The 21,646-nt window shown below is 58.7% G+C and carries 14 protein-coding genes; 6 read left to right on the forward strand and 8 right to left on the reverse strand.

The window, feature by feature from the left end; translation table 11 throughout:
* Positions 1–16: 16 nt before the first annotated feature.
* From nudC to Q4B98_RS03245, 3 genes are read right to left on the reverse strand one after another with little or no spacing between them, the layout of a single operon-like run.
* The gene (gene nudC / locus Q4B98_RS03235) at positions 17–919 is read right to left on the reverse strand and encodes an NAD(+) diphosphatase (RefSeq protein WP_303195375.1); all 903 of its coding nucleotides are present in this window, start codon (positions 917–919) and stop codon (positions 17–19) included.
* A 49-nt stretch (positions 920–968) separates the two neighbouring features.
* Positions 969–4,199 (reverse strand): ATP-dependent DNA helicase, encoded by a 3,231-nt coding sequence (locus Q4B98_RS03240; RefSeq protein ID WP_303195377.1) that lies wholly within the window; start codon positions 4,197–4,199, stop codon positions 969–971.
* Positions 4,196–7,462: an ATP-dependent DNA helicase gene (locus tag Q4B98_RS03245; RefSeq protein WP_303195379.1), complete on the reverse strand. Its 3,267-nt coding sequence runs from the start codon at positions 7,460–7,462 to the stop codon at positions 4,196–4,198. The genes Q4B98_RS03240 and Q4B98_RS03245 overlap by 4 nt, the downstream gene beginning before the upstream one ends.
* A 270-nt stretch (positions 7,463–7,732) precedes the next feature.
* Here Q4B98_RS03245 and Q4B98_RS03250 point away from each other — a divergent pair, with 270 nt between their 5' ends.
* Both Q4B98_RS03250 and Q4B98_RS03255 read left to right on the forward strand, forming a co-directional pair.
* Entirely contained in the window at positions 7,733–8,596 is an 864-nt protein-coding gene (locus tag Q4B98_RS03250) for a PP2C family serine/threonine-protein phosphatase (RefSeq protein WP_303195381.1), read from the forward strand.
* Between the two features lie 21 nt (positions 8,597–8,617).
* Entirely contained in the window at positions 8,618–8,845 is a 228-nt protein-coding gene (locus Q4B98_RS03255) for a DUF3107 domain-containing protein (protein ID WP_303195383.1), read from the forward strand.
* Positions 8,846–8,942: 97 nt separating this feature from the next.
* Here the strand turns inward: Q4B98_RS03255 and Q4B98_RS03260 are convergent, their stop codons facing one another.
* Positions 8,943–9,509, reverse strand: a complete 567-nt coding sequence (locus Q4B98_RS03260; protein WP_303195656.1) for a hypothetical protein — start codon at positions 9,507–9,509, stop codon at positions 8,943–8,945.
* Between the two features lie 280 nt (positions 9,510–9,789).
* On the opposite strand from Q4B98_RS03260, the gene Q4B98_RS03265 reads away from it, so the two are divergent.
* Positions 9,790–11,379 (forward strand): DEAD/DEAH box helicase, encoded by a 1,590-nt coding sequence (locus tag Q4B98_RS03265; protein WP_303195385.1) that lies wholly within the window; start codon positions 9,790–9,792, stop codon positions 11,377–11,379.
* Positions 11,380–11,530: 151 nt separating this feature from the next.
* The gene (locus Q4B98_RS03270) at positions 11,531–13,036 is read left to right on the forward strand and encodes an amino acid permease (protein ID WP_303195386.1); all 1,506 of its coding nucleotides are present in this window, start codon (positions 11,531–11,533) and stop codon (positions 13,034–13,036) included.
* Positions 13,037–13,079: 43 nt separating this feature from the next.
* Here the strand turns inward: Q4B98_RS03270 and trpS are convergent, their stop codons facing one another.
* From trpS to Q4B98_RS03285, 3 genes are all read right to left on the reverse strand, one after another.
* The gene (gene trpS / locus Q4B98_RS03275; RefSeq protein ID WP_303195388.1) at positions 13,080–14,171 is read right to left on the reverse strand and encodes a tryptophan--tRNA ligase; all 1,092 of its coding nucleotides are present in this window, start codon (positions 14,169–14,171) and stop codon (positions 13,080–13,082) included.
* Between the two features lie 148 nt (positions 14,172–14,319).
* The gene (locus tag Q4B98_RS03280) at positions 14,320–15,180 is read right to left on the reverse strand and encodes a PHP domain-containing protein (protein ID WP_303195390.1); all 861 of its coding nucleotides are present in this window, start codon (positions 15,178–15,180) and stop codon (positions 14,320–14,322) included.
* Positions 15,177–19,889, reverse strand: a complete 4,713-nt coding sequence (locus Q4B98_RS03285) for an NAD-glutamate dehydrogenase (RefSeq protein ID WP_303195658.1) — start codon at positions 19,887–19,889, stop codon at positions 15,177–15,179. The genes Q4B98_RS03280 and Q4B98_RS03285 overlap by 4 nt, the downstream gene beginning before the upstream one ends.
* Positions 19,890–19,937: 48 nt before the next feature.
* Between Q4B98_RS03285 and Q4B98_RS03290 the strand changes: the two genes are divergently transcribed.
* The gene (locus Q4B98_RS03290; RefSeq protein WP_303195391.1) at positions 19,938–20,411 is read left to right on the forward strand and encodes a DUF2505 domain-containing protein; all 474 of its coding nucleotides are present in this window, start codon (positions 19,938–19,940) and stop codon (positions 20,409–20,411) included.
* A 30-nt stretch (positions 20,412–20,441) separates the two neighbouring features.
* Here the strand turns inward: Q4B98_RS03290 and Q4B98_RS03295 are convergent, their stop codons facing one another.
* Positions 20,442–20,939 (reverse strand): hypothetical protein, encoded by a 498-nt coding sequence (locus tag Q4B98_RS03295; RefSeq protein ID WP_303195392.1) that lies wholly within the window; start codon positions 20,937–20,939, stop codon positions 20,442–20,444.
* A gap of 181 nt (positions 20,940–21,120) precedes the next feature.
* On the opposite strand from Q4B98_RS03295, the gene Q4B98_RS03300 reads away from it, so the two are divergent.
* Entirely contained in the window at positions 21,121–21,639 is a 519-nt protein-coding gene (locus Q4B98_RS03300) for a hypothetical protein (RefSeq protein WP_368492297.1), read from the forward strand.
* Positions 21,640–21,646 lie beyond the last annotated feature (7 nt).

Raw genomic sequence — 21,646 nt, forward strand, 5'->3', positions numbered from 1 at the left:
GGAACTGTCGGGTCAGTTAAGCCAGCGGAGACGATAAGTCGAACCCACTTTCCGGTTCAGGGAGCCGTCGCGCCAACCAAGCGTCAATGAGTGCCCTGGCGATCGACAAGGTTGGTGGCAGCTGCAGCGCGCCACACTGGACCTGTTGACGCACCTCATCGCGGGTGAACAGGTCGGCCTCTGCCAGCTCGTCCTCGGCCACATCAATAGACCCGGTTGCTCGTGCAACGTAACCGAACATCAGTGAGCGTGGGAAAGGCCATGCCTGCGAACCCACATAGCGTGCCGCAGTAATTGTCAGGGTCGTCTCCTCGGCGACCTCGCGGACCAAAGCATGCTCAGCGGGTTCCCCAGCCTCGACAAATCCAGCGACTACGGACCGACGATGTGCGGCCCAGGAATGCTGTCTGGCCAGCACAATACGGTCCTCGGTATCGAGGACCGCAGCAATGATCGCCGGGTCCGTGCGCGGGAAGACTTGATGCCCGTCCGGGCAAACCCGAGCCGGGCCGCCACTGGTAATGCGTGTTGGCCGCCCACAGCGCGGGCATGTTGGATTGCTCTCGTGCCAGGCGAGAGCGGCAACTGCTGACATCACCAATTCACGATCGGTCGGCTCAAGGTCGACGCTACGCAGACTGCGCGCTTCTGGACGCGCCTGGGTATTTCGTCGGGCGAACCAGGGCACGTCACCGACAACTCCGAGAAACAGGTCCCTCTGATCGTCACGCTCCCCAACGGTAGGGCCAGCCACGAGTCGTCCGCTGGCCATAACGACCTTGTCGTGCGGATCGATGAGCAACAGCCGGGCCTTCGGATTTTCCCACCGAACTCGATTGGCCTCGTTGTCGTCGCGGTCCGAATGGCACCGATCCAGCATGGGTCGAGCCACGATGTGCATCTCGCTGGCCTCAGTCACAGTGTCACTGTAATCCGGTTGCCGAGGACGACTCGAAGGCCAGGTTCTACTAACCGTCTGATGTGCGTTCCGCCTCGTGCAACATTGCGGCCACCTGATCGGCGTCCAGCAATGGGTCTGCCGCGACGGTCTTGTTGGCACCTACGTGGTGAAAGACCGCTCGCACCCGAGATGGGTCTATCCCTCGGGCTTGGGCCCACGCCAAACGGTAAATAGACAACTGAAGAGGGTCGGCTGATTTCGGCTTCGACGTTTTCCAGTCAATAACGAGCTCATCACCGGGATGATCGGGGTCTTTCACCACCGCATCAAGACGTCCCCGAACAACTATGTTCCCAATCGTCATGACGAACGGCTTCTCCACCGCCAAAAATGTGGCATCTGCCCATCGACAGTTCTCGAACGCCTCGCAAAGCGTCTGCAATCTGCGCTTGTCTGCTGGCTTAGTGTTTGCACTGTCTTCCGGCCACCGCTCCGCGTCGCCGTCCGGCCAGTCGGCAATCTCTTCGGTATCAAAATCGGCAATCTCTTCGGCAGCAAAAAGTGGGGCCGGTTCGGTGGGTGCAAGACGTTGACTCACCCACTCGTGGAATGCCGTTCCAATGTTCGCTCCCTTATCCGCACGTCGAGGCATAGGGCGTCGCAGATCCGCCCAAAACTTCTGCGGATTCGAGTGGAGCCCGACCATCTGAGAGGTTGTCAGCCGCGATGGAATGACAAGATCGTGGTTTCCATCGCGCTGACGTCGAGCCTCTGCGATCAAAGCCTGTGCATCAGATCGCCATGACGCCACTCGATCAGCGTCCTCAGGATCGTCAACAGCTGGATGTCCACCGCTGCGTGACCACTCCGTTGGTATTGGTGCGATGGCGCTTTCATCGGCCAGATCAGGCCATGGAATCCCTTCTTGGGTATCTTCCTGAGGCTCTTCGTCAAGCGCAGGCCACTTCACGCCGAGCAGATCAGCCACAAGATCTGCGTAATAACCGGGTTCACAACCCTTTGTGCGTCGAGGGTCCCATTTGTGCCATGACACCACCAGTCTCTCTTTTGCTCTTGTGAGGGCCACATAGGCCAACCTGGCCTCTGATGATTGAGAATCGTCCTTCAGCGCCGCGACGTAAGCCTTGGCGTCGGCTTCACTTCCGGATGCGGGGTGACTGATCTCATCTGCATCTCCCCTGGCAAAAGATGGCATGACAGCGGCCTTGGTCACGAAATTGTCGGGACTCAATCCGGATGGAAACACGCCTTTGGCCATGTCAGGAATAATCACGAATGGCCATTCCAGACCCTTGGCTGCGTGAACAGTCGATATCGTGACGGCGTCGCTCTGGTCCTCAGAGACTCGGCTAAGACCTTGCCCGTAGTCCTCTTCGGCCGCAAGCCACGCAACGATCCCCGCGACGGTCATGTCGGGATCACCTCGGCGTATTTCTCGCACTTCGTTCCACAACTCGTCGAGTTGGCTACGACGCGCCTGACCCCGCTCTGGAGCGTCGGCAGCGATGTCGTCGACGAGTCCGGTAATGACTTCGATACGCAAAATCAAGTCGTCAGGGCTATCCCCCCGATGAGCATCAACCTCGCGGATCTCTGCAGCGAGACGCTTGAGTGCAGATTGCACTCGTCCGTCTCCTACCGGTCGATCTTCCATGACGGCACCGTCCAGATGGACATCGACGTCTTTGGAATCCAGGCCGTCGGCGATGGCTTGTGCCTTGGTCAAGGCCCGAGCCCGTCGGTAGACCAATGCGAGATCGTCCGTCCCTAGTCCAAGTCGAGGAGCAGCGAGCAGAGTGGCCATCGCAGCATCATCGTGGCGATCGACCAGCAACCGAAGGTGAGCCACCACCATCGCGACGTCCGGAAGCGACAACAACCCGGAGAGGTTTGCCACCCTTACCGAGACGTCACGAGAACTTATCGCGTCATAAAGGTCGGCAATGTCGCTGTTCCGTCTTACCAGAATCGCGACGTCGGACCATCGTGCGATCTCTCCGCGTTCTTTGGCCTCCACCAGCATGTCAGCGCAGTGTCGACACTCATCGGCCCAGGTCACATATGCAGTAGCGCTGACGTCCCCGTGCCGGTTACCCCTTGGCGCAACCAAGGGCCTACCTACCGCAAGTTCGATTTGATCGTCACCCGGGCAGCCTCCTGCAGATTCCAGCGATGCCGCCAGTGATTCGCGCAATTCTTTCGACGCCACATTCGCCGCGTTGATGATCTGGTTGGCACATCGTCGGTTCGTGGTCAGGGACAACATGGTCGCAGGCTGATTCGTCGCGTCCGGGAAGCGCCGATGAAAATCCAGGATGTTGCTCGCGGCTGCCCCGCGCCACGCATAAATGGCCTGCAGCGGATCACCGACGGCCATCACCGGATGGCCCATTCCATGATCGGCATCGGGACCAGAAAAGAGGGCAGTTAACAAATCTGCTTGTGCAGACGAGGTGTCCTGATACTCGTCGAGAAGAACAACACGGTATCGGGCTCTCAATTCTTTCCCGACTCTCGGATGATGTCTCACGAGGTGCAGAGCTTGCATCATGCGGTCGCCAAACTCGACAAATCCGCGTTGCCGCTTGAGATCTTGGTAGGCGTGTACGAGGTTGAGCAAGTCATCGCGTTCGTCCACCGTGACAAGGTTCTTCTTCACGCTGGCGTACTGTTCGCCATCACGCCGAGTCGGGGCGTCGACAAGCATCTGGCGCCACCGAGCGTCCGCGGCTAGCACCTCGTCCTCACTCGCGTCGTGCGAAGCCATCGCTCCCGCCAGTGACACGATCCCTTGAGCAATAGACGTGGGAGCCAGATGAGTGCTCATCAGCGGTGGCCTGTCCAGCTCTGAGACGACCTCCATCGCTAGCTGGTAAGCCCTGGCCCCCGTTATGAGTTGGGCCCCGGTATCGATGCCGTCCCACGCCCCGTAATCGGTTACCAGAGTGCTGGCGAAACTGTCATACGTCGACACTGTGGGCCTGGGCTGCTCAGGGGTGAGAAGACCTGCGCTAGTGAGGTTGTTTTCAATCCGCTCCGACAGTTCGGATGTGGCCTTGTTGGTAAACGTCAGTCCCAAGATTTCCTCGGGCCTGACCAGACCACTCGCAACGAGCCAGACGACCCGAGCAGCCATCACCGTTGTCTTGCCTGTACCCGCTCCAGCGACAACGACGCACGGTTTGAGAGGGGCCATAATGGCCTTCCCCTGTTCACTGGAGATGGGAATCCCAAGCAGAGCTGCGATGTCGACGTTGCCGTCAGTAGGATCACTCATGAGGCGCTCCTTTGCTGTCGAGACTCATTGGTTGAAGCGTCCCTCGGAATCAGTGCTGGACATCCAGCTCTGGCAGGACAATGGCTGCACCCGGCATTGACAATTGCGGAGTACTTGCCCGACTTGACGATCTTGATCGCCTTGTCGACACTCGCCTCGATCCAGTTTCGGCAGCCAGCGACTGGCTTTGTAGGCTCGGGCCAAGGAACCTCAGAAAGCCCATTCTGCCGGTCAATCTTTGCATTCACGTGCCCTTTGCCCGCCCCTATCCGAAGATGAACTAATTCCGCGCCACTGACTGATGTTTTACCAAGGTCAGCGACTCCGCCGGACTGGACGACAGCTTGGTACACCCCAATTTGTAGATGGTGGGCCTTCTTCGTTTCAGCCGATGTGCTCGTTCCGGTCTTGAGATCCACCACGTAGCACGCGCCTTCTGCGTCTCGTTCCAGCCGATCTATGCTTCCGCGCACCCGGGCTATACCAGACGGAACTACGATCGTGCCGTCGATTCGCACCTCAGTACCAATGAGTTCTCGGTTACGCGAGGCCAACCAACTGTCGAAACGCTTCAGTGCGGCTTTTGCGCCGTCGAGTTCACTGTCTCGTTGCCATTCCGCGGCCAATTCGATGCTGGGCCATGCCGCTTCCAACTCGGCAATTGCCCCGGGCAAGGACCATTCATCCATGTTTTCCGAACAGATCCGGTGCACGAGCGTGCCAATACTTGCACGCAGCGCAGCACCGCTACTAGCCCCAGCACGACGAGACATGAACCACCGCCGCGGGCAGGTGAGCAACTCCCCAATGTGCGAGGCTCCCAGCTCAATTTCACCACTGATATCGGCTTGCGGGGGGACTCCTTTGCGCCACCACGTGTGCGGATCAGCTTGTGGCACAAGAGGATGTCCATAGTGCTCGGCAACGCGCAGTTCATCGAGAAGCTTCTGAGCCTCGCCTCGCAGCGCGGGTGACTCGCTCTCGTCCCCGACGACACGGCGTAGTTCGCCGACAAGCTCGGTCAGGCTTGCGGTGTTCAAGACAGCGGCGCTGTCTTCCAGGTGGGGAATCCTCATCAATATCCCAGAAGGGCGAATACCGTCGTCGGGAGATTCGACAGAACACAACAGCAATTGATTTGTCGCTCGTGAACACGCCACAAGCAACAACCTGGTCTCAGCACGAAGGTTCTCCGACCATCCAGGTGCCGCCACGGGACCATCTGGAGACCACCTATCTGCCCCGACCAGCGAACCGGTGTGGTTATCGGCTGGCCAGTTGCCCTCTTGCAGGCCGCAGACCGCTACCACAGTGAATTCCCTGTCCTTGACACGGTACGCAGTGGCAACCGTGACCCCATCGCGATCCTGGTCGGACTCACGGGCCCGGTCTGCGGGAATCTGTTCTCGTCTCACTATGTCAATGAGACGACGTGCCCCTGAGACACCACGCATGGTGTTAGCCGACTCAACCATGTCGAACAACGAGCACAGTCCATCGAGATCACGATTGGCAGACGCGTCGCCGGCCAAGGCGCGATCGCGTAGCGTCCGCGCCCACGAACCCCCCTGCCACAAGGCCCACAGAGCTTCATGGCACGTTCCGCCAGAGTCCAAAATGCGGGCCGACCGTTGAACTCGCCGCACCAACGCCGCGAGCGGCTGGGCGCGTTCTTGCAGTCCCGGTGGCACAGTGTTTTCGCGCGCCGGAGACGCAGTGTTTTCGCCCACCGGTGGCACAGTGTTTTCGCGCACCGGAGACGCAGTGTTACTCGAGACCCCTGTAGACGCAGTGGTCGTACCGATGTCGTTATCAGATCCACCACCGTCACCGGCGTCGCCGTCCACCTCTTTCTTTGTTGCACCTGTATCAGTAGCCAGTTCTTGGAGTATCTGCCAATTAAGCTCATCACCGCGGACAAGTCGGCACCACGTTTCAAGCCGATGGATAACGTTGCGATCGATCCCCGCCAATGGGTTCTCTACCAGGGCCGCCACCTCTCGCTGGCTCGGCTGAGATCCTGCTGCGAGACACACTGCCGCCTCAAGAGCATTGAGAATCTGAGTGACACCATGTACATCAGACAACGCGTGCTCGTCTCGGGAGCGGATGACCGGTATGCCCTCGGAGGTAAGGATTGTCGCCATCACTCCCACCTCGGCCCCATGACGAGTCACTACGGCCATCTCATTCCAGGGGACACCATCAGCCACATGGGCATGGCGAAGACTTCCGGCTATCTTTCTTATCAACCGGGTCGTACTGCCAGCTCGAACAGCAGCTACTGTGCCCGTCTCTGCAGTCACAACCTTGTTTGCCCGGCGTCGCAGACGCCTCGATGACGGTAGCGTCGGCATACCCGTACGCAAGGACTCAACAACATCAGCAATATGCTTATGGTTCCGGTAATTGGTCTGCAGGTGATGAACTGATACCTCTGGGAACTCATCGATCACGTCATCGAGACGGTCTGCAACAGCCCCACGGAAACCGTAAATCGTCTGATCCGGGTCCGCAGCCAGCACACAGCGGACATGGCATTGAGCAATCTGGGCGATGAGGTGGATCTGGGACACATCACATTCAGTGAGGTCGTCACACACAAGCAGTTTGACCCGTGACCTCACGGCGGCGGATGCTTCTGGACGCGTCAAAGCAATCCGAGCACGGTGAACTGCCTCGGCATAATCGACTGTTCCTTCCAAATCAAGAACATCGAGGTAGTCCGCCAGGAACGGTCCTAGGACTTTCCATTCCGGCACTCCCCATCTCATTCCAGCAGCAGTGAGGTCCTGAGGGTCGCGCCCTTCTTGACGCAGTCGCGCCGCCATAACACGTACGTCAGACGCAAACTGAGAGGTCTTTGCACACGCCCGCAACTCTTCCGACCAATCCGACATGTCATGAACCGCGAGCAGCTCCCTCATACGGAACTCCTGTTCGGGGGCAGTCAACAAGTGTCCCGAGAACTGCCGATATGCAAGTATGCGCCGTGCCAAAGCATGAACCGTCATGACATGAGGATCCAGATGGGCACCGCCGAGTCGTCGCGCTAGTCCGTTGCGTAATAACTGAGCAGCCGGTCTTGTCTGCCCAAGTAGCAAAACATCAGACACCGACCCGCCAGCTTCAACGTACCGAGCCGCCGCTTCAAGGCACAGGCTGGTACGACCGGTCCCCGGCCCTCCCATGACGAGAACTGTGCCAGCCTCATCGTCAAGCACCTGAGTTTGAGCGTCATCCCATCCGTGCATGACACACATCCCACCACTGGACTGAGACACAGTTATCGTCTGACTGCCTACTTCTGACAGAACAACGCTGTCAAAGGCCCCTTTCTGGCCGATCGTCCCGGCGTGTGAGAAAGTGGAGAAGATGGTTCCGGGCCAATGAGATGCGTCCGCACCGTCGTGGTTAGATGTCGGTTGACGTATATTTACCGCTACCGCTATTTACCACCACCGCCGTGCCACAGCGAGCGCTACACCCGGTCGGAGCCATGCGGACGACAACCGCCCAGCCTGAGGACTTTCATGAATGAATCGGATCAGTCAGCGGCCAAAATTGTGACGCCCGATACCTCCGCCATCACACGAGTGGACCTCACCGATGAGGCTGCAGCTCGCGACGATCTTGCGTGCGCATCGCACATTGGGCTGCACCACGACACGAACCAGGACGCTGCGGCCCTTGGTATCGACAGCTCCGGGCGCCATGTCGTCCTCGTCGTCGCTGACGGTGTTTCCTCAACGCAGGGTGCTGAGGAATGTGCCAGAATCGCGTCTCATACGGCCCGTGATTACCTGACAGCCACAATGGGGCAGGGAATGCCGGACAATGACAATGACGTCGTTGCCTTGTTTGAGCGGGCATTCCGGAAGACTCACGAGGCAGTGGTGAATGCAACACCTCCCGTTGGTGCGTGCACTCTTGCCGTCGCTGTGGCGACACCGGAACGCATTGTCGTTGGCAACATCGGTGATACCAGAACCTACTGGTTCCCTGACGGCGGCGACTGTATTCGACTGTCTATCGATGATTCCGTAGCTCAAGCGCAAATGGATCTGGGGATGCCCCGCGAAGAGGCCGAAGCAGGACCCGGCGCCCATGCCATCACCAAATGGGTTGGTGCCTGTGCCACCGACCTTGCTCCTCGCGTAGTGGCTTATCAGCCGCAGCATTCTGGCTGGCTCTTGGTATGCAGTGACGGGTTGTGGAATCACGTTCCCGATCCTGACGACTTTACCGCGCTCATCGCTGACCTGGTGAGCACAGCGCGACACAATGACCAGGGACGTCCTGACCCTGAAGGTCTCGCCGCCGGACTTATCAGATACGCCAATAGCTGCGGCGGCCACGACAACATCACCGTGGCATTGTGGCGTCGCGACGCTTGATCTAACGGTAGGTTTGTCACTATGGAGATCAAGATCGGCATCACTAACACCGCACGTGAAGTCAGCATTGACGCCCAGGAAAGCGCACAGGCCATCGAGCAGCAGCTCAGGGACAGTATCCGCGAACCCGACGCCGTCCTTACCCTGACTGATGCCAAGGGCCGCAAAGTTCTCGTTCCCGCCCGTGGAATCGCCTATCTCGACCTGGGGCAGCCCAACAGCCGTCAGGTAGGATTTGGAACCCTCTGACCCGACGCACAGGTAAACACCACACACAGTTAAACGTTGTGGGAGCTTCCGATCATGACAGAAGCTCCCACTCTTACCTACCGACGTCCTACATCATTCACGGCTCAAGGCCAAGATCGATCATGCGTTCGTCGTGGGCACTCAAGACACCGGCCATGACCTCATTGATAAGATCGAGGTCATCGAACTCTCCCCCGCCAGCCTTCGTCAGAGCCGAGGTCAGTGCTTGATAACGGGCGAACAGGCGTTGAGCCACCGACAGTACCTCTCCGACGAGACGGCGCGCGAACAATGACTCCGCCGACTTATTGTGTTGTGCGGCGATGATATGACGCATCGCAGTATCCCAAGGCACGCGGCTTCCAGTGCCGCGTCCTAGCCAGGGTCCAAAAGATCCACAAGCCGGACAGAGTTCGGGTTCGAGATTTGGCTCGACCCGATCCAGGAAGTCGGCGATGAGTTCAACAATGATGTGATCGCGCAACAAGACCTGAGACCACGATCGAGAGGGCACGTACTCCTCAACGGACCCAATGAGGGGTTCCACCTCTGCCAGAACTGCGCTATCTGTCAGGTGGGTTCTGGCTTCCGCCAAGACCTTCTGCACCTCAGCGCTGCGATCGACGAGGAGGAACCGTTCTGGCAGACCGGGAGCCAGACTCATAGCGGACACCGTTGCGGAGAATCCATGCAAGGCACAGGAAGCCACAACGGACCAGAAAACCGTCACAACCCTGGAGTCATTGGGGTTCGTGTCGTCGATGCTCACGCCCCTAGATTTTAGAGGGTCAACGGCACTGGAGGTAGAATGCCCCGTGGTGTGTTGGCTGCGGCACCGAAATGTCCACCGTTACAAAAAAGTACAACCCACACTGTAAACCAACACATTTAACACTGCGTGACACCGTTGCTCCTGCGGCGACGTCACGAATAACGACTCAAGAATGACCAACGACTCAAGAATGACACCGGGCCTTGACGGGTCCACGCACGAAGAGGCCATGACACTGACCGAGACCACTGTTTCCGTTTCCACCTCCTTCGCCGATCTCGGCGTCCGAGAAGATATCTGTCAGGCGCTGGAGGGGGTGGGAATCGTATCCCCGTTCCCCATCCAGGCTATGTCGATCCCGATTTCGATTCAGGGCACCGACCTCATCGGACAGGCTCGCACTGGCACGGGTAAGACCCTCGCCTTTGGTATCACCATCCTGCAGCGCATCACGCTTCCCGGTGACGAAGACTGGGGCAAGCTCGAGCATAAGGGCAAGCCGCAGGCTCTTGTCATGTGCCCTACCCGTGAGCTCGCTCTCCAGGTTTCCAAGGACATCTCGACTGCCGCCTCCGTCCGCGGCGCGCGAGTCCTCACGGTTTACGGCGGAGTCGGCTACGACCCGCAAGTCGACGCCCTCAAGAGGGGGGTCGACGTCGTCGTCGGTACTCCAGGACGTCTGCTCGACCTGTCTCAGCGCAAGGATCTTGACCTGAGCCACGTACGTATCGTGGTGCTCGACGAGGCTGACGAGATGCTTGACCTAGGGTTCCTGCCCGACGTCGAGAACCTTATCGGTCGTACCCCGACTTCCCGTCAGACCATGCTCTTCTCGGCGACCATGCCGGCGCCAATCATGGCTCTGGCTCGTTCCCAGCTCAACCGCCCGGTGCATGTGCGTGCCGAGGGTGCCGACGCCCAGGCGACCGTTCCGGACACCCAGCAGTTTGTCTATCAAGCTCACCCCATGGACAAGATCGAGATCATTGGACGCGTCCTGCAGTCTCGCGACGTTGAGAAGGTCATCATCTTCTGCCGTACCAAACGCGCCTGTCAGCGTCTGGCTGACGACCTCGACGATCGTGGTTTCAAAGCCCGAGCTATCCATGGAGACCTCACCCAGATCGCTCGTGAGAAGGCCCTAAAGAGATTCCGCAGTGGTGATGCCACCATTCTTGTCGCCACCGATGTCGCTGCCCGTGGCATAGACGTCACCGGAGTTTCACACGTCATCAACCATGAGTGTCCCGAGGACGAGAAGACTTACATCCATCGCATTGGTCGTACCGGACGCGCCGGGGCCAAAGGTGTCGCTGTCACCCTCGTTGACTGGGCGGATGTCACCCGTTGGAAGCTCATCAACAAGGCGCTCGACCTCGGTATCCCTGAGCCGGTTGAGACCTATTCGACCTCCCCTCACCTCTACACCGACCTCGATATTCCCCAGGGCACCAAGGGTTCTCTAGCTGACGCCGACCATCGTCACCGCAAGCATGAGGACCACCACAACCATGGTGACCACGGCGACGGTCGTCGTTCTCGCAAAGACTCCAGTGCCAGGAACAATGACAGGCCACGCCGTAAGCGCATTCGACGCCGCAATGGCAAGGTGATTAGAGGCTCTGCTGCAGATACTCGCCAGCCTCGCGAGACCAAGCACGAAACCCGACGGGAACAACGCAAGGGCAGTGACCACGTCGTGAGTACTGAGCGCGCGGCACGCCCCCAGCACCGGCGAGCTCGGAATGCCTTGCATAACTGACGTCCAAGCAGCCTGGTGATTCACGATGTGATCGGGGATGAAGCTCTAAAAGTGACCTCACTACCTTCTACACTGATCGAAACATGTGGCCTTTCCAATGTCCTGGAAGGTTCCGCATACCAACTCAATCAGGCATTCTGGAAGGTCGTCGATGACCCACGCACCGCAGCGGTTACGTGATAATGCTCCGCAAACCCCCGCCGGAGCAACGTGTGGAGACCAGCAAAAAACTACCAGCGCAGCAACCAACGGAGTCGTCGATCGCGGCGACCAGGGGTATGCCGCAACCTTGAGTAATCGCCAGGTTCAGATGATGGCGATCGGCGGGGCAATTGGCGTCGGTCTCTTTCTTGGGGCAGGCAGTCGGTTACGCAGCGCCGGGCCGGCAGTCCTCATATCGTACGCATTCTGCGCACTCATCGCTTTCCTTGTCATGAGAGCGCTCGGTGAGCTGGTTATTCATCGTCCCTCTAGCGGTTCTTTCGTGTCCTATGCTCGAGAACTCCTCGGCGACCGCTGGGCTTACGCGGTCGGTTGGATGTACATGCTCAACTGGATGACCTCGGGCATCGCCGAGCTGACCGCCATAGGTACGTATCTGCAATTCTGGTGGCCCGATCTACCAATGTGGATACCCTCGCTCATCGCTTTGGTCATCCTTGTGACGGTCAACCTCATTAGCGTCAAGGCTTTTGGAGAATTTGAGTTTTGGGCCGCGTTACTCAAAGTGTTGGCCTTGACGGCATTCATTGTCGTCGCCATTGGTCTCGTTGCCGCTCACGTCAATGTCGGCGGCCACCGAGCGGCGGTGTCAAACCTCTGGAACTTTGACGGCGGATTCGCCCCGCAGGGGGTCCTGCCGTTGATCCTTGTCATCCAAGGTGTCATCTTCGCCTATGCCACCATCGAGTTAGTTGGCACTGCCTCCGGAGAGACTCAGAATCCTCGCAAGGTCATCCCTAAAGCTGTCCACGCGGTCGTATTCCGGCTCATCGTGTTCTACCTAGGGTCCTTGGCTTTGCTAGCCATGTTGCTGCCATACAACGAATACTCTGCTGACGAATCCCCCTTTGTCACAGCTTTTTCAGCTATGGGAGTGGGGTGGATAGGGGACGCCATGAATGTGGTCGTCATTACCGCAGCTTTTTCGTCGGTCAACTCCGGATTGTACGCGACGGGTCGGGTACTCAAATCATTGGCAGCTGCGGGAGAAGCTCCAAAATTCGCGGGCACCCTCAACCGATACAAGATACCCGCCGGTGGAATCCTTTTGACTGCAAGCGTTTTCCTCCTCGGCGTCGGGCTGGAGTACATCGTTCCCGAACGCGCTTTCGAGATATCGATCAACACCGCTGCGGTGGGCGTGATCTGGACATGGGCGACGATCTTCTGGTGCCAACTGAGGTTGCGCAGACGAGTGAATCAAGGTCTGATCGCTGATTCCGGTTTTCATATGCCGGGATACCCGATCACGGGGATTTTCGGCATCGTCAGCCTCGTCGGAGTCACGGCTCTCATGGTGCTCGATCCTCAGAACCGAATCGTGCTGGCAGCATCCTTGATATACATTGCGGTCATGTTCCTCGCGTGGCCAGCCGTTAAACGTAACAAGGCGCGCCATCCCGAACTCAACGCCCAAGAAAGCATCACGTTCTGACGAGGTTCCGAGAATCGTTACAACACTGGGCGAATGCTAAGCGTCAGTACACCATCTGCATAGCTTTGCGCACTTCTGTCAGTGTTTGATCTGCCACGACTGCGGCCTTCGCATTACCAGCTCGAAGAACCTCACGGAGATAGCCTTCATCGGCCGCCAGTTCCGCTCGACGTTCACGAATCGGTGCGAAATAGTCATTGAGAGAAGCGGTGAGCCGCTTTTTCAAGGTGCCTGAACCACCGTCGCCAACTTCCTCAGCGATGGTGGCCGGATCACCGTTCTCGCATAGTGCCGTCAGCAGTACCAGATTCGAGACCTCCGGACGGTTCTCCGGGTCCCACGTGATGTGACGCTCGGAATCCGTCTTGGCCTTTTTAATGAGCTTGGCCGTCTGATCGGCGGTCATACCAATCTCGATGGTGTTGCCTTTTGACTTGCTCATCTTGGTGCCGTCCAGACCAAGCACGTGTGGGGTCGCCGACAGCAAGGCTTCAGGCTCGGGAAAGACCGGCTTGGAGACGTCAGCACGTCCGTATCTCTCGTCAAAACGTCGGGCGATGACACGGGTCTGCTCGATGTGCGGTAATTGATCTCGGCCCACCGGGACAAGGTTTGCCTTGCAGAAGAGAATGTCGGCGGCTTGGTGTACTGGAAAGGTGAGCATGAGACCCGACATCGGGCGGTCTGAGGTGGCCAACTCGTCTTTGACAGTTGGGTTGCGACGCAGCTCAGCGTCGGTGACCAGGGATAGGAAGGGCAGCAGCAGCTGATTGAGGCTTGGCAGAGCCGAGTGAGTAAATATCGTGGTACGGCTCGGGTCGATGCCGATAGCAAGATAGTCGGCGATGTTTGACATCACGTTGGTCTGCAGATCACCGACGCCATCACGGTCATAAATGACCTGGTAATCGGCGATGACAAGATAGGACTCGATACCCTTGTTTTGTAGACGCACCCGATTAGCCAGGGACCCGAAGTAGTGGCCGATGTGCAGACTTCCGGTGGGACGATCTCCAGTGAGAATCCGCCATTTCTCGGGGTGAATGGCTAAATCGGCCTCAACTTTGTCGCTGCGAGCCTGTGAGCGCGCCAAGGTAGCAGCGTTCGAACCGATCTCAGAGACGTCGCCGGTCATCGATAATCCTTCCTCGCCGCTCTCTCCTTGGCGACGAGGGGACGCCGCCGAGTGAGGGCGGCCGTTACATCGTCAGTGCCGCACCCAGCGACGCCACCATGAGGTGGCATTCGCAGGTGCAGTCGTCATAGCGGTCACTGTAGCAGTCTCACCGGACGCGAAGAATTCCACCGCGCATTTGAATCCTCGTCACAAGCTCCCGGTAGGCAGTCTCACGGGTGAGATTGCATCCCAGTTCGTGACCTTTCTTGCCCGAGCCGTGGTAATCGCTGGCGCCAGTGCGGACCAATCCGAGCCGTCCACCCAAGTCAAAAAGCATTCGCCGGGTTACCTGATCGTGGTCTTGGTGTTCCACCTCAATACCGTCAAGCTGGTGATATGCAGACAACGAAGCGATGACTTGAGGGGTGAGAACCTGCTGAGCTCCTCTACCCCACGGATGGGCGAGGATGACGACGCCGCCGGCGTTGTGGATCAGGTCAATACCCTCCTCCAGCGCCACGCTGTGCCGCGGCACATATGCAGGTTTACCGTCAGAAAGCCAGTCTCGGAAAGCCTCGTCGCGATCTTCGACGTATCCCTTGGCCACCATGGCGTCGGCGATGTGTGGCCTGCCCAAGCTTGAGGCCGAGCCAGCAGCTCCACGCACGTCCTGCGTCGTCAAGGCCATTCCGGCCTCAGTAAGTTTCTGGCAGATGGCGTCTAGACGACCCAGTCGCGAGGCACGAGTGATCTGCAACTCCTTACTCAGAGCGGGATCGTCAGGACGCGACCCGTAACCGAGAAGGTGGACATCGCGGTCACCAATATGACACGTCATCTCAAGACCGGGAAGCAGCCGGACGCCGAACCGTTGCCCAGCTGCCTGAGCCTCCTCCAGCCCATCAAAGGTGTCGTGGTCAGTCAGAGCAATAACGTCCAGACCACTCGTGGCAGCTTTCATCATGAGGCGGGTCGGGGAGTCCGTCCCGTCTGAAATCGTGGAATGGGTATGGAGATCGATCCTCATTGTTTAGCCTCCTGCCCCACAGCGGCCCGCAAGTCGCTAACCATCACGACACAGTGCGCGAGATCCGGGGTTGTCGTCATCGCTTCAACAATACGTCCGCCATTCGCTAGAACCTTGTCCGTTCCGCGTTCCAAGGCCCTTCGCGTTGCCTGCGACATTACCTGAAGGAGGTCTTCTCGCAGACTTGCCCGCACCCGAGCATCGGTCGGGCGGTCCTGAGGTAACTGCTCGACAAGACGGGTCAACCGGATCATGTCCACCCTGCGCGCCAGCGTCACGTAAGCCTCGGCAACCTCATCAAGGCGATGACCCTCATTCGAGATCTCGACAACGCTCAACAACACTGGGCCCCAATCATGAGAGGCGACTACCGCCGCGTCAGAACGATCCAGCCCCAACTCCATAACCTCGTCAAGCTTTTCCTGCCAGGTGCCGACGCCGTCTCCCAACAGCCGTGAGAGCTTATCAACAAGTTTCTCAACGCCGGGACGATATGTCTCAATGGTCGCGGAGATATCGTCCGCACCACCGTGGTTGAGGAACCATCGCGTGGCGACCATCGCAAGATCTCTCAGCGCAAGCCTGATCTTCGCGATACGGATGGCGTCCAATCCAAGGTGGCTGAGGTTCGTTTCGACCCTCCCCAGTCCGAAAACCGACCGAGCCGCCAACTGACAACGGATGACCTGAGCAATGTCAGCCCCGGTCTGCATATGCAAGCGGTGGTAGGCCGTAATGCCCTGGGAGTCAACGAACCGGTTAACGGCCTCGGTAGTAATGATTTCACGATGTAGACGGTGACTGGGCATCCCATCAGCGAACCTCTCACGCAGCAGCGGAGGGAAATACCTCACCAGACGATCAGCCACGAAAGGATCCTCCGGAAGGTCCGTAGCCAGAACCGCGTCACACAGCGCGATCTTCGTCCATGCCAGCAGAGTGCACAGCTCCGGGCTGGCCAGCCCCTCCCCCGCAGCCATCCGACGATTCATCTCAGCAGTCGAGGGCATGGTGTCGACGACCCGATCGAGATGGCCAGACTCCTCGAGCTCGCACATCCAGGCTTCCATGACTCCGGGAGTCGGACCCGACGGACTCAGTGCGTTGGCCAACGCAAGGTTCTGCGAGCGGTTATGACGTAAGACCAGAGAAGCGACATCCTCGGCCATGGCCGGCAGTATCTCGTCGCGCTCCTGGGTGCTGAGGCGGCCCGCAGCAACCTCGGCATCAAGCAAAATCTTGATATTGACCTCATGGTCGGAGGTGTCGACGCCAGCAGAGTTGTCGATGAAATCAGTGTTAATCCGGCCTCCGTTGCGGGCATATTCGATTCGGCCCGCCTGAGTCCATCCCAAGTTTCCGCCTTCACCAGCGGCCCTGGCTCTCACTTCCTTGGCAGTAATGCGCACCGGGTCATTGGCGCGATCGCCAACCTCAGCGTCGGTCTCACTCGTCGCGCGCACGTACGTTCCGATTCCGCCGTTCCATAGCAAGTCAACTGGGGCTCGCAAGATTGCCGAGATGAGATCGTCGGGTGTCATTGTTTCAACGCAGCTCTCAATGCCGAGCACCTCGCGCATTTGTTGGCTCACCGGGATTGACTTCAAAGTACGATCCCAGACACCACCGCCCTCAGAAATAAGAGACGAGTTGTAATCGCCCCAGCTTGAGCGCGGAAGATCAAAAAGACGGCGACGTTCCTGCCACGAGGCTGCGGGGTCCGGATTCGGATCAACGAAGACGTGTCGGTGGTTGAAGGCCGCAACCAGCTTGATGTGCTTGCTCAGCAACATGCCATTGCCGAAGACGTCACCGGACATGTCGCCGATCCCGACACAACTGAAGTCGTCAGCCGCTTGGTCAATCCCCAAATCTGCCAGATGACGAGTCACCGATTCCCATGCGCCGCGAGCTGTGATGCCCATGGCCTTGTGGTCGTAACCATGCGATCCACCCGAGGCAAAAGCGTCACCGAGCCAGAACCCGTGCTCAGCGGCAATAGCGTTCGCCGTGTCCGAAAAGGTCGCCGTGCCCTTGTCAGCGGCAACGACGAGATAGGGATCGTCCCCGTCGTGACGTACCACATGGGCAGGTGCGACGACCTTGCCCTCCACGACATTATCGGTCAGAGACAACAGCGACGACACGAAGATGCGGTAGCACTCCTTGCCTTCCGCAGCCCATCCCGCACGATCGGTCGTCGGATCAGGCAGATGAGCGGGTACGAAACCCCCCTTGGCTCCGGCAGGAACGATGACCGAGTTCTTGACCATCTGGGCCTTGACCAAGCCGAGGACCTCGGTCCGGAAATCCTCCGGCCGGTCCGACCAGCGAAGACCGCCTCGCGCTACCGCGCCGAATCGCAAGTGAGTTCCCGAAACACGCGGCGAGTCGACGAAGATCTCAAACTTAGGACGAGGCGCCGGGGCGAAGTCGAGCACACTCGGGCGCACCTTGAAAGCTAGCGCGCGTCGATCATCCTGCCACCAGTTCGTACGGATCATGGCCTTGATAACGGCATACATCATGCGCAGAATGCGATCGTGGTCCAAGGAGGCGACTTCGTCGAGGTGAGATAGGAAGGTCTGCGACAGCTCTTCCACCGTGGCCAGCCTCTCGGGTCCGGCGTCAGCACCGTCATCGTATGCCGAGGGATCGAACTTGGCCTCGACTATTCTCACCAGGTCGCCAGCCAGAGTCGGGTTCGCCCGCAGGGCTTTCGCCATGTACGTTTGCGAGAACGGACTACCAACTTGCCGCAAATACCGGGCGATACAACGAAGCATGGCCACTTGGGGCCACGACAAGCCCGCTTCGGTCACGAGACCGGAGAAAGTGTCAGACTCGCACTCTCCGCGCCACGACGCAGCAAATGCCTCGGTAAACCGCTGCCGATCGGAGTCCTTCCATGGCCCCCGGGGGGTCTGCAGCCCAAGATCGAACAACCAGATATCCCGACCGCGTAATACGATCCGGTGAGGATGTTCGTCGACGATCTGGACGCCCAGGCTCGACAGGTGCGGCATGACCTGGGACAGCGTCATCGGTGCGTGCTGATTGAAGATCTTGAGGCGCAGATCAGAGGGATCGGCGGGATCATTCGGACGGTACATCACCAGTCCCAGATCGTCATCGGCCAGCCCATTGAGCAGCTCGAGATCCAACATCCCCTGTTTAGCCGTGAATTCCTGCTTGTACTCAGGACCAAAATCGATTCCGCGACGGTTACTGTCAATACCACTGGCCAAGGCCACGAATTCGTCATCCCAGTTCGAGGTGGCGTCGGCGAGCTCAGCCTGCAACTCGTCATCGTCAATGGGAGGCAGAACCTCACCGTCAGCAACCTTGGCCGTTAACGTAATCCGGACTAGGGAGGACTCGCCCATCATGGTGGTCGAGTCGATGTCCACAGCCCCGGTACGTTTCGCGACGATCCCTTCCACAACGCCAACCGTGTTGGCGTCGAAACGATCGGCGGGAATAAACACAAGTAGATGGAAGAAACGCCCCCACGGGCCACGGCGAACCAATGCGTGCAGACGCTGTTTCTCGCGTAGGTTGACGATCGTCATGATGAGTGGCACGAGTTCTTCGGCCGAAGCCTCGAAAAGGTCGTCACGTGGAAACTCGGCAACGGTACGGATAACGGCCTTGCCGCCGTGAGAGTTGGCTCGGTACCCCGACAGGGCCAAGATTCGGGAAGCCTTCGCCCGAAGGACCGGAATGTGCGTGACCGACTCGGTATAGGCTGCGGACCCCAGCAGACCAATGAAGCGATGTTCGCCCACCACAGTGCCATGGTCATCGCGAATCCGAACGCCAACGTAGTCCCAATATCCGTTGCGCCGCACCGTCGAACGGACAGAATCCTTGGTCACGACGATGGTGGATTCATCATCGCTGCGTGGGACCGCGTCAAATCGTGGTTCATCGTCGGCAATGCCCAGCCGGGTACCCGGAACCGGAGTCATGGTGTCCCCGTCAACCCGGAACTCCTCATAAGACAAATACATGAAGTGGTCGTCGGCCAGCCATTCCAAGAGCTCATGAGTCGAGTCGCGGTCATCGGCAGGTCCGGCGGAGGCACTCACCAGCTCAGCTGTTCGCACCATCGCCTCATGCATGGCTGCCCAATCGTCGGTAGCCCGAACGACCTGTTGGAGGCAACGATGAAGATCATCATCGAGCTCAGCGGCAGCCTTACCGGTGTCGACACCAAGCGGTGCCCTGACATCGATATGTATCCACGATTCCGGTTCAAAGCCTTTGCAGCCGGGAGCCTCGACCCTCTCAACAACTCCCTCTGCGTTACGTTTGACACCAAAAATCGGATGCCGAACGTCCTCAACTCGCCACCCATGACGAAGCAGACACGAGACAACAGTGTCCACGAGGAAAGGGCGATCATCCATGACGACTTGCACACAGTTGACCTGGCCATCGGACCACGGCGGGTCAACGATGACGTCGACGCGAACTGGGCCAGGCTTCGCGGCAAGCTCTATCTGCCGTTCCATTGCCTGACGAATCGCTTCTTCGCAGCAATGATCTCCCGCAGCTTGCTGGTCGAGTACCGATGCGACAAGAGCCGGGATGACTCTGTCCGTCTCTGACACGATCACATCACCTTCGTCACGGTGGCGAGGCCACCTCGATGTAGTCCTCGAGAAGAACTCTACAAGGGTCGATGGCTCCGCGTGACCCACCAGGCAAGGTTATGTGTGAACTGTGTCGCCATCGTCAGGCATCATGGGGATATGGACATCAATTCACGGGCCCATTTCGACGCGACCCCCGACCAAGTCGTCGCCATGATGAGCGATCCAGCATGGTGGCAGGACGTCTACCGCCGCACGAGAGCCACCACCAGCAATCCCGTTGTCACTGACGACGCGCTGATTCTGGACGTGGCCATGCCGGCTCCCAGCCAGGTGGCGAAGTTCGTCGGCCCCACCCTCACTGCCAAGCAAACCTTGACCTGGCAGCCTGCTCATTCGGATGGATCGCGAGAAGGTACCCTACAGATCGTTCCTCAAGGTATGCCAGCCAAGGCTGACGGACGTGCCTGCGTACGCCCCGACGGCACCGGCACCGAGGTCGTTTACACTGGCACCTTCACTGTGTCAGTGCCGCTGGTGGGCAAGAAATTGGAAAAGGCCGCCGGCCCACATATCACTCAGGCCTTTACCATGCAGCAGCAGGCGGGCGACGATTGGTTAGTCTCTCACTGAAATCACCCTTGCCTGCCACGGCGGTCGACGTCACTCCACTCCGGGAAAACCTTCGGGATCGGTGCCGACCGCCGGAAGCTCCTCGGTGATGTCATGCCAGGACAGCTCGTGCTCACCGATGAGAGTTTGGACGGTGACGTCATTCCATGCGTCGTCAATGGTCATACCCTTGACTGCTGCCGCGGCAACCCGTGAGTCAGCATCATCGTCATCGGCAAACCACGCCGTAACGTTGGAGGGTTCGAGACGGGTCAACGTCACTCCGCCATTGTCGACCTCTTCGTGATCGGTAATTTGCTCGGCAGGGACATGAGCGACAAGGACCAGTCGGCGACCGGTATGAGCTAAGCCCCATACTGACCCGATGACCATGGCAGCGTGTTCGGTTTCCTCCGGATCAGTAACGTCGAGGATGGAACGCAGCTCCTTGTTAACGGTGAAGGCCGTGACCTGTTTGCCGGGCGCAGTAACGAGCTCGTGAGCTCTTTTCGCACTCGTCGGGATGAAAACGATAGTGGACGTCGACAATTGAACCCTCCTAGGTCAGCGTAGCCCTTGGTGCACCGGTACTCAGCTCACAACGGAAGCTTATAAGTCATATCTTGTTTCGGGCGACCCGAGGGTCTGGAATAATTCGCTCACGCGAGTTGTCCACAGATTTCTCATCGACCCTTCCCTCCGAGGCATGTCATGCGCTGTCCTAGGGCTTATGACGACGATCCCATCAGCCACGCCTTCGGCACAACGCCAGTATTCAGACATCTTCCTGGAACTTGACCGGGACTGGTGGCCCGATGAATTACGTATCGTCTCGGCAGCGCCAGCGCCGAGCGCGACAGAAAGCAATCCGGAGGCTTATCAACAAGCTGTCAAACTGACCCGTGCCATTCACATCATCATCATTGAGACTATGGCTAGGCGACGCCCCATGTATCAGCTTATGCAAGCTTCCAGCCCTTGTGCGGCGGCGACCATGCGCGGGTGGCCCCGTGGTCCGGGCTGGAGCCGAATGCTCCTTGTTGGTGTGCCCCACGTCAATTTCGACGACGATCATGTTGAAGGGGTCGGCCTGATAGATCTGCGAGGCAGAAGGTTACCATTGGCCACCAACCTCGTTCAGCACGAGCACGTCTGGCACCTCGACGCCGTTGAACTCGTTGTCAATCCCAAAGTGGCCGCCCTCCTCAGCGCAAAACGCATCACACAGGAGGCCGTCGGAATGGCGTAGCACCGGG

It is taken from the genome of Cutibacterium sp. (genome assembly GCF_030525615.1).
In the GTDB taxonomy this organism is placed as follows: domain Bacteria; phylum Actinomycetota; class Actinomycetes; order Propionibacteriales; family Propionibacteriaceae; genus Cutibacterium.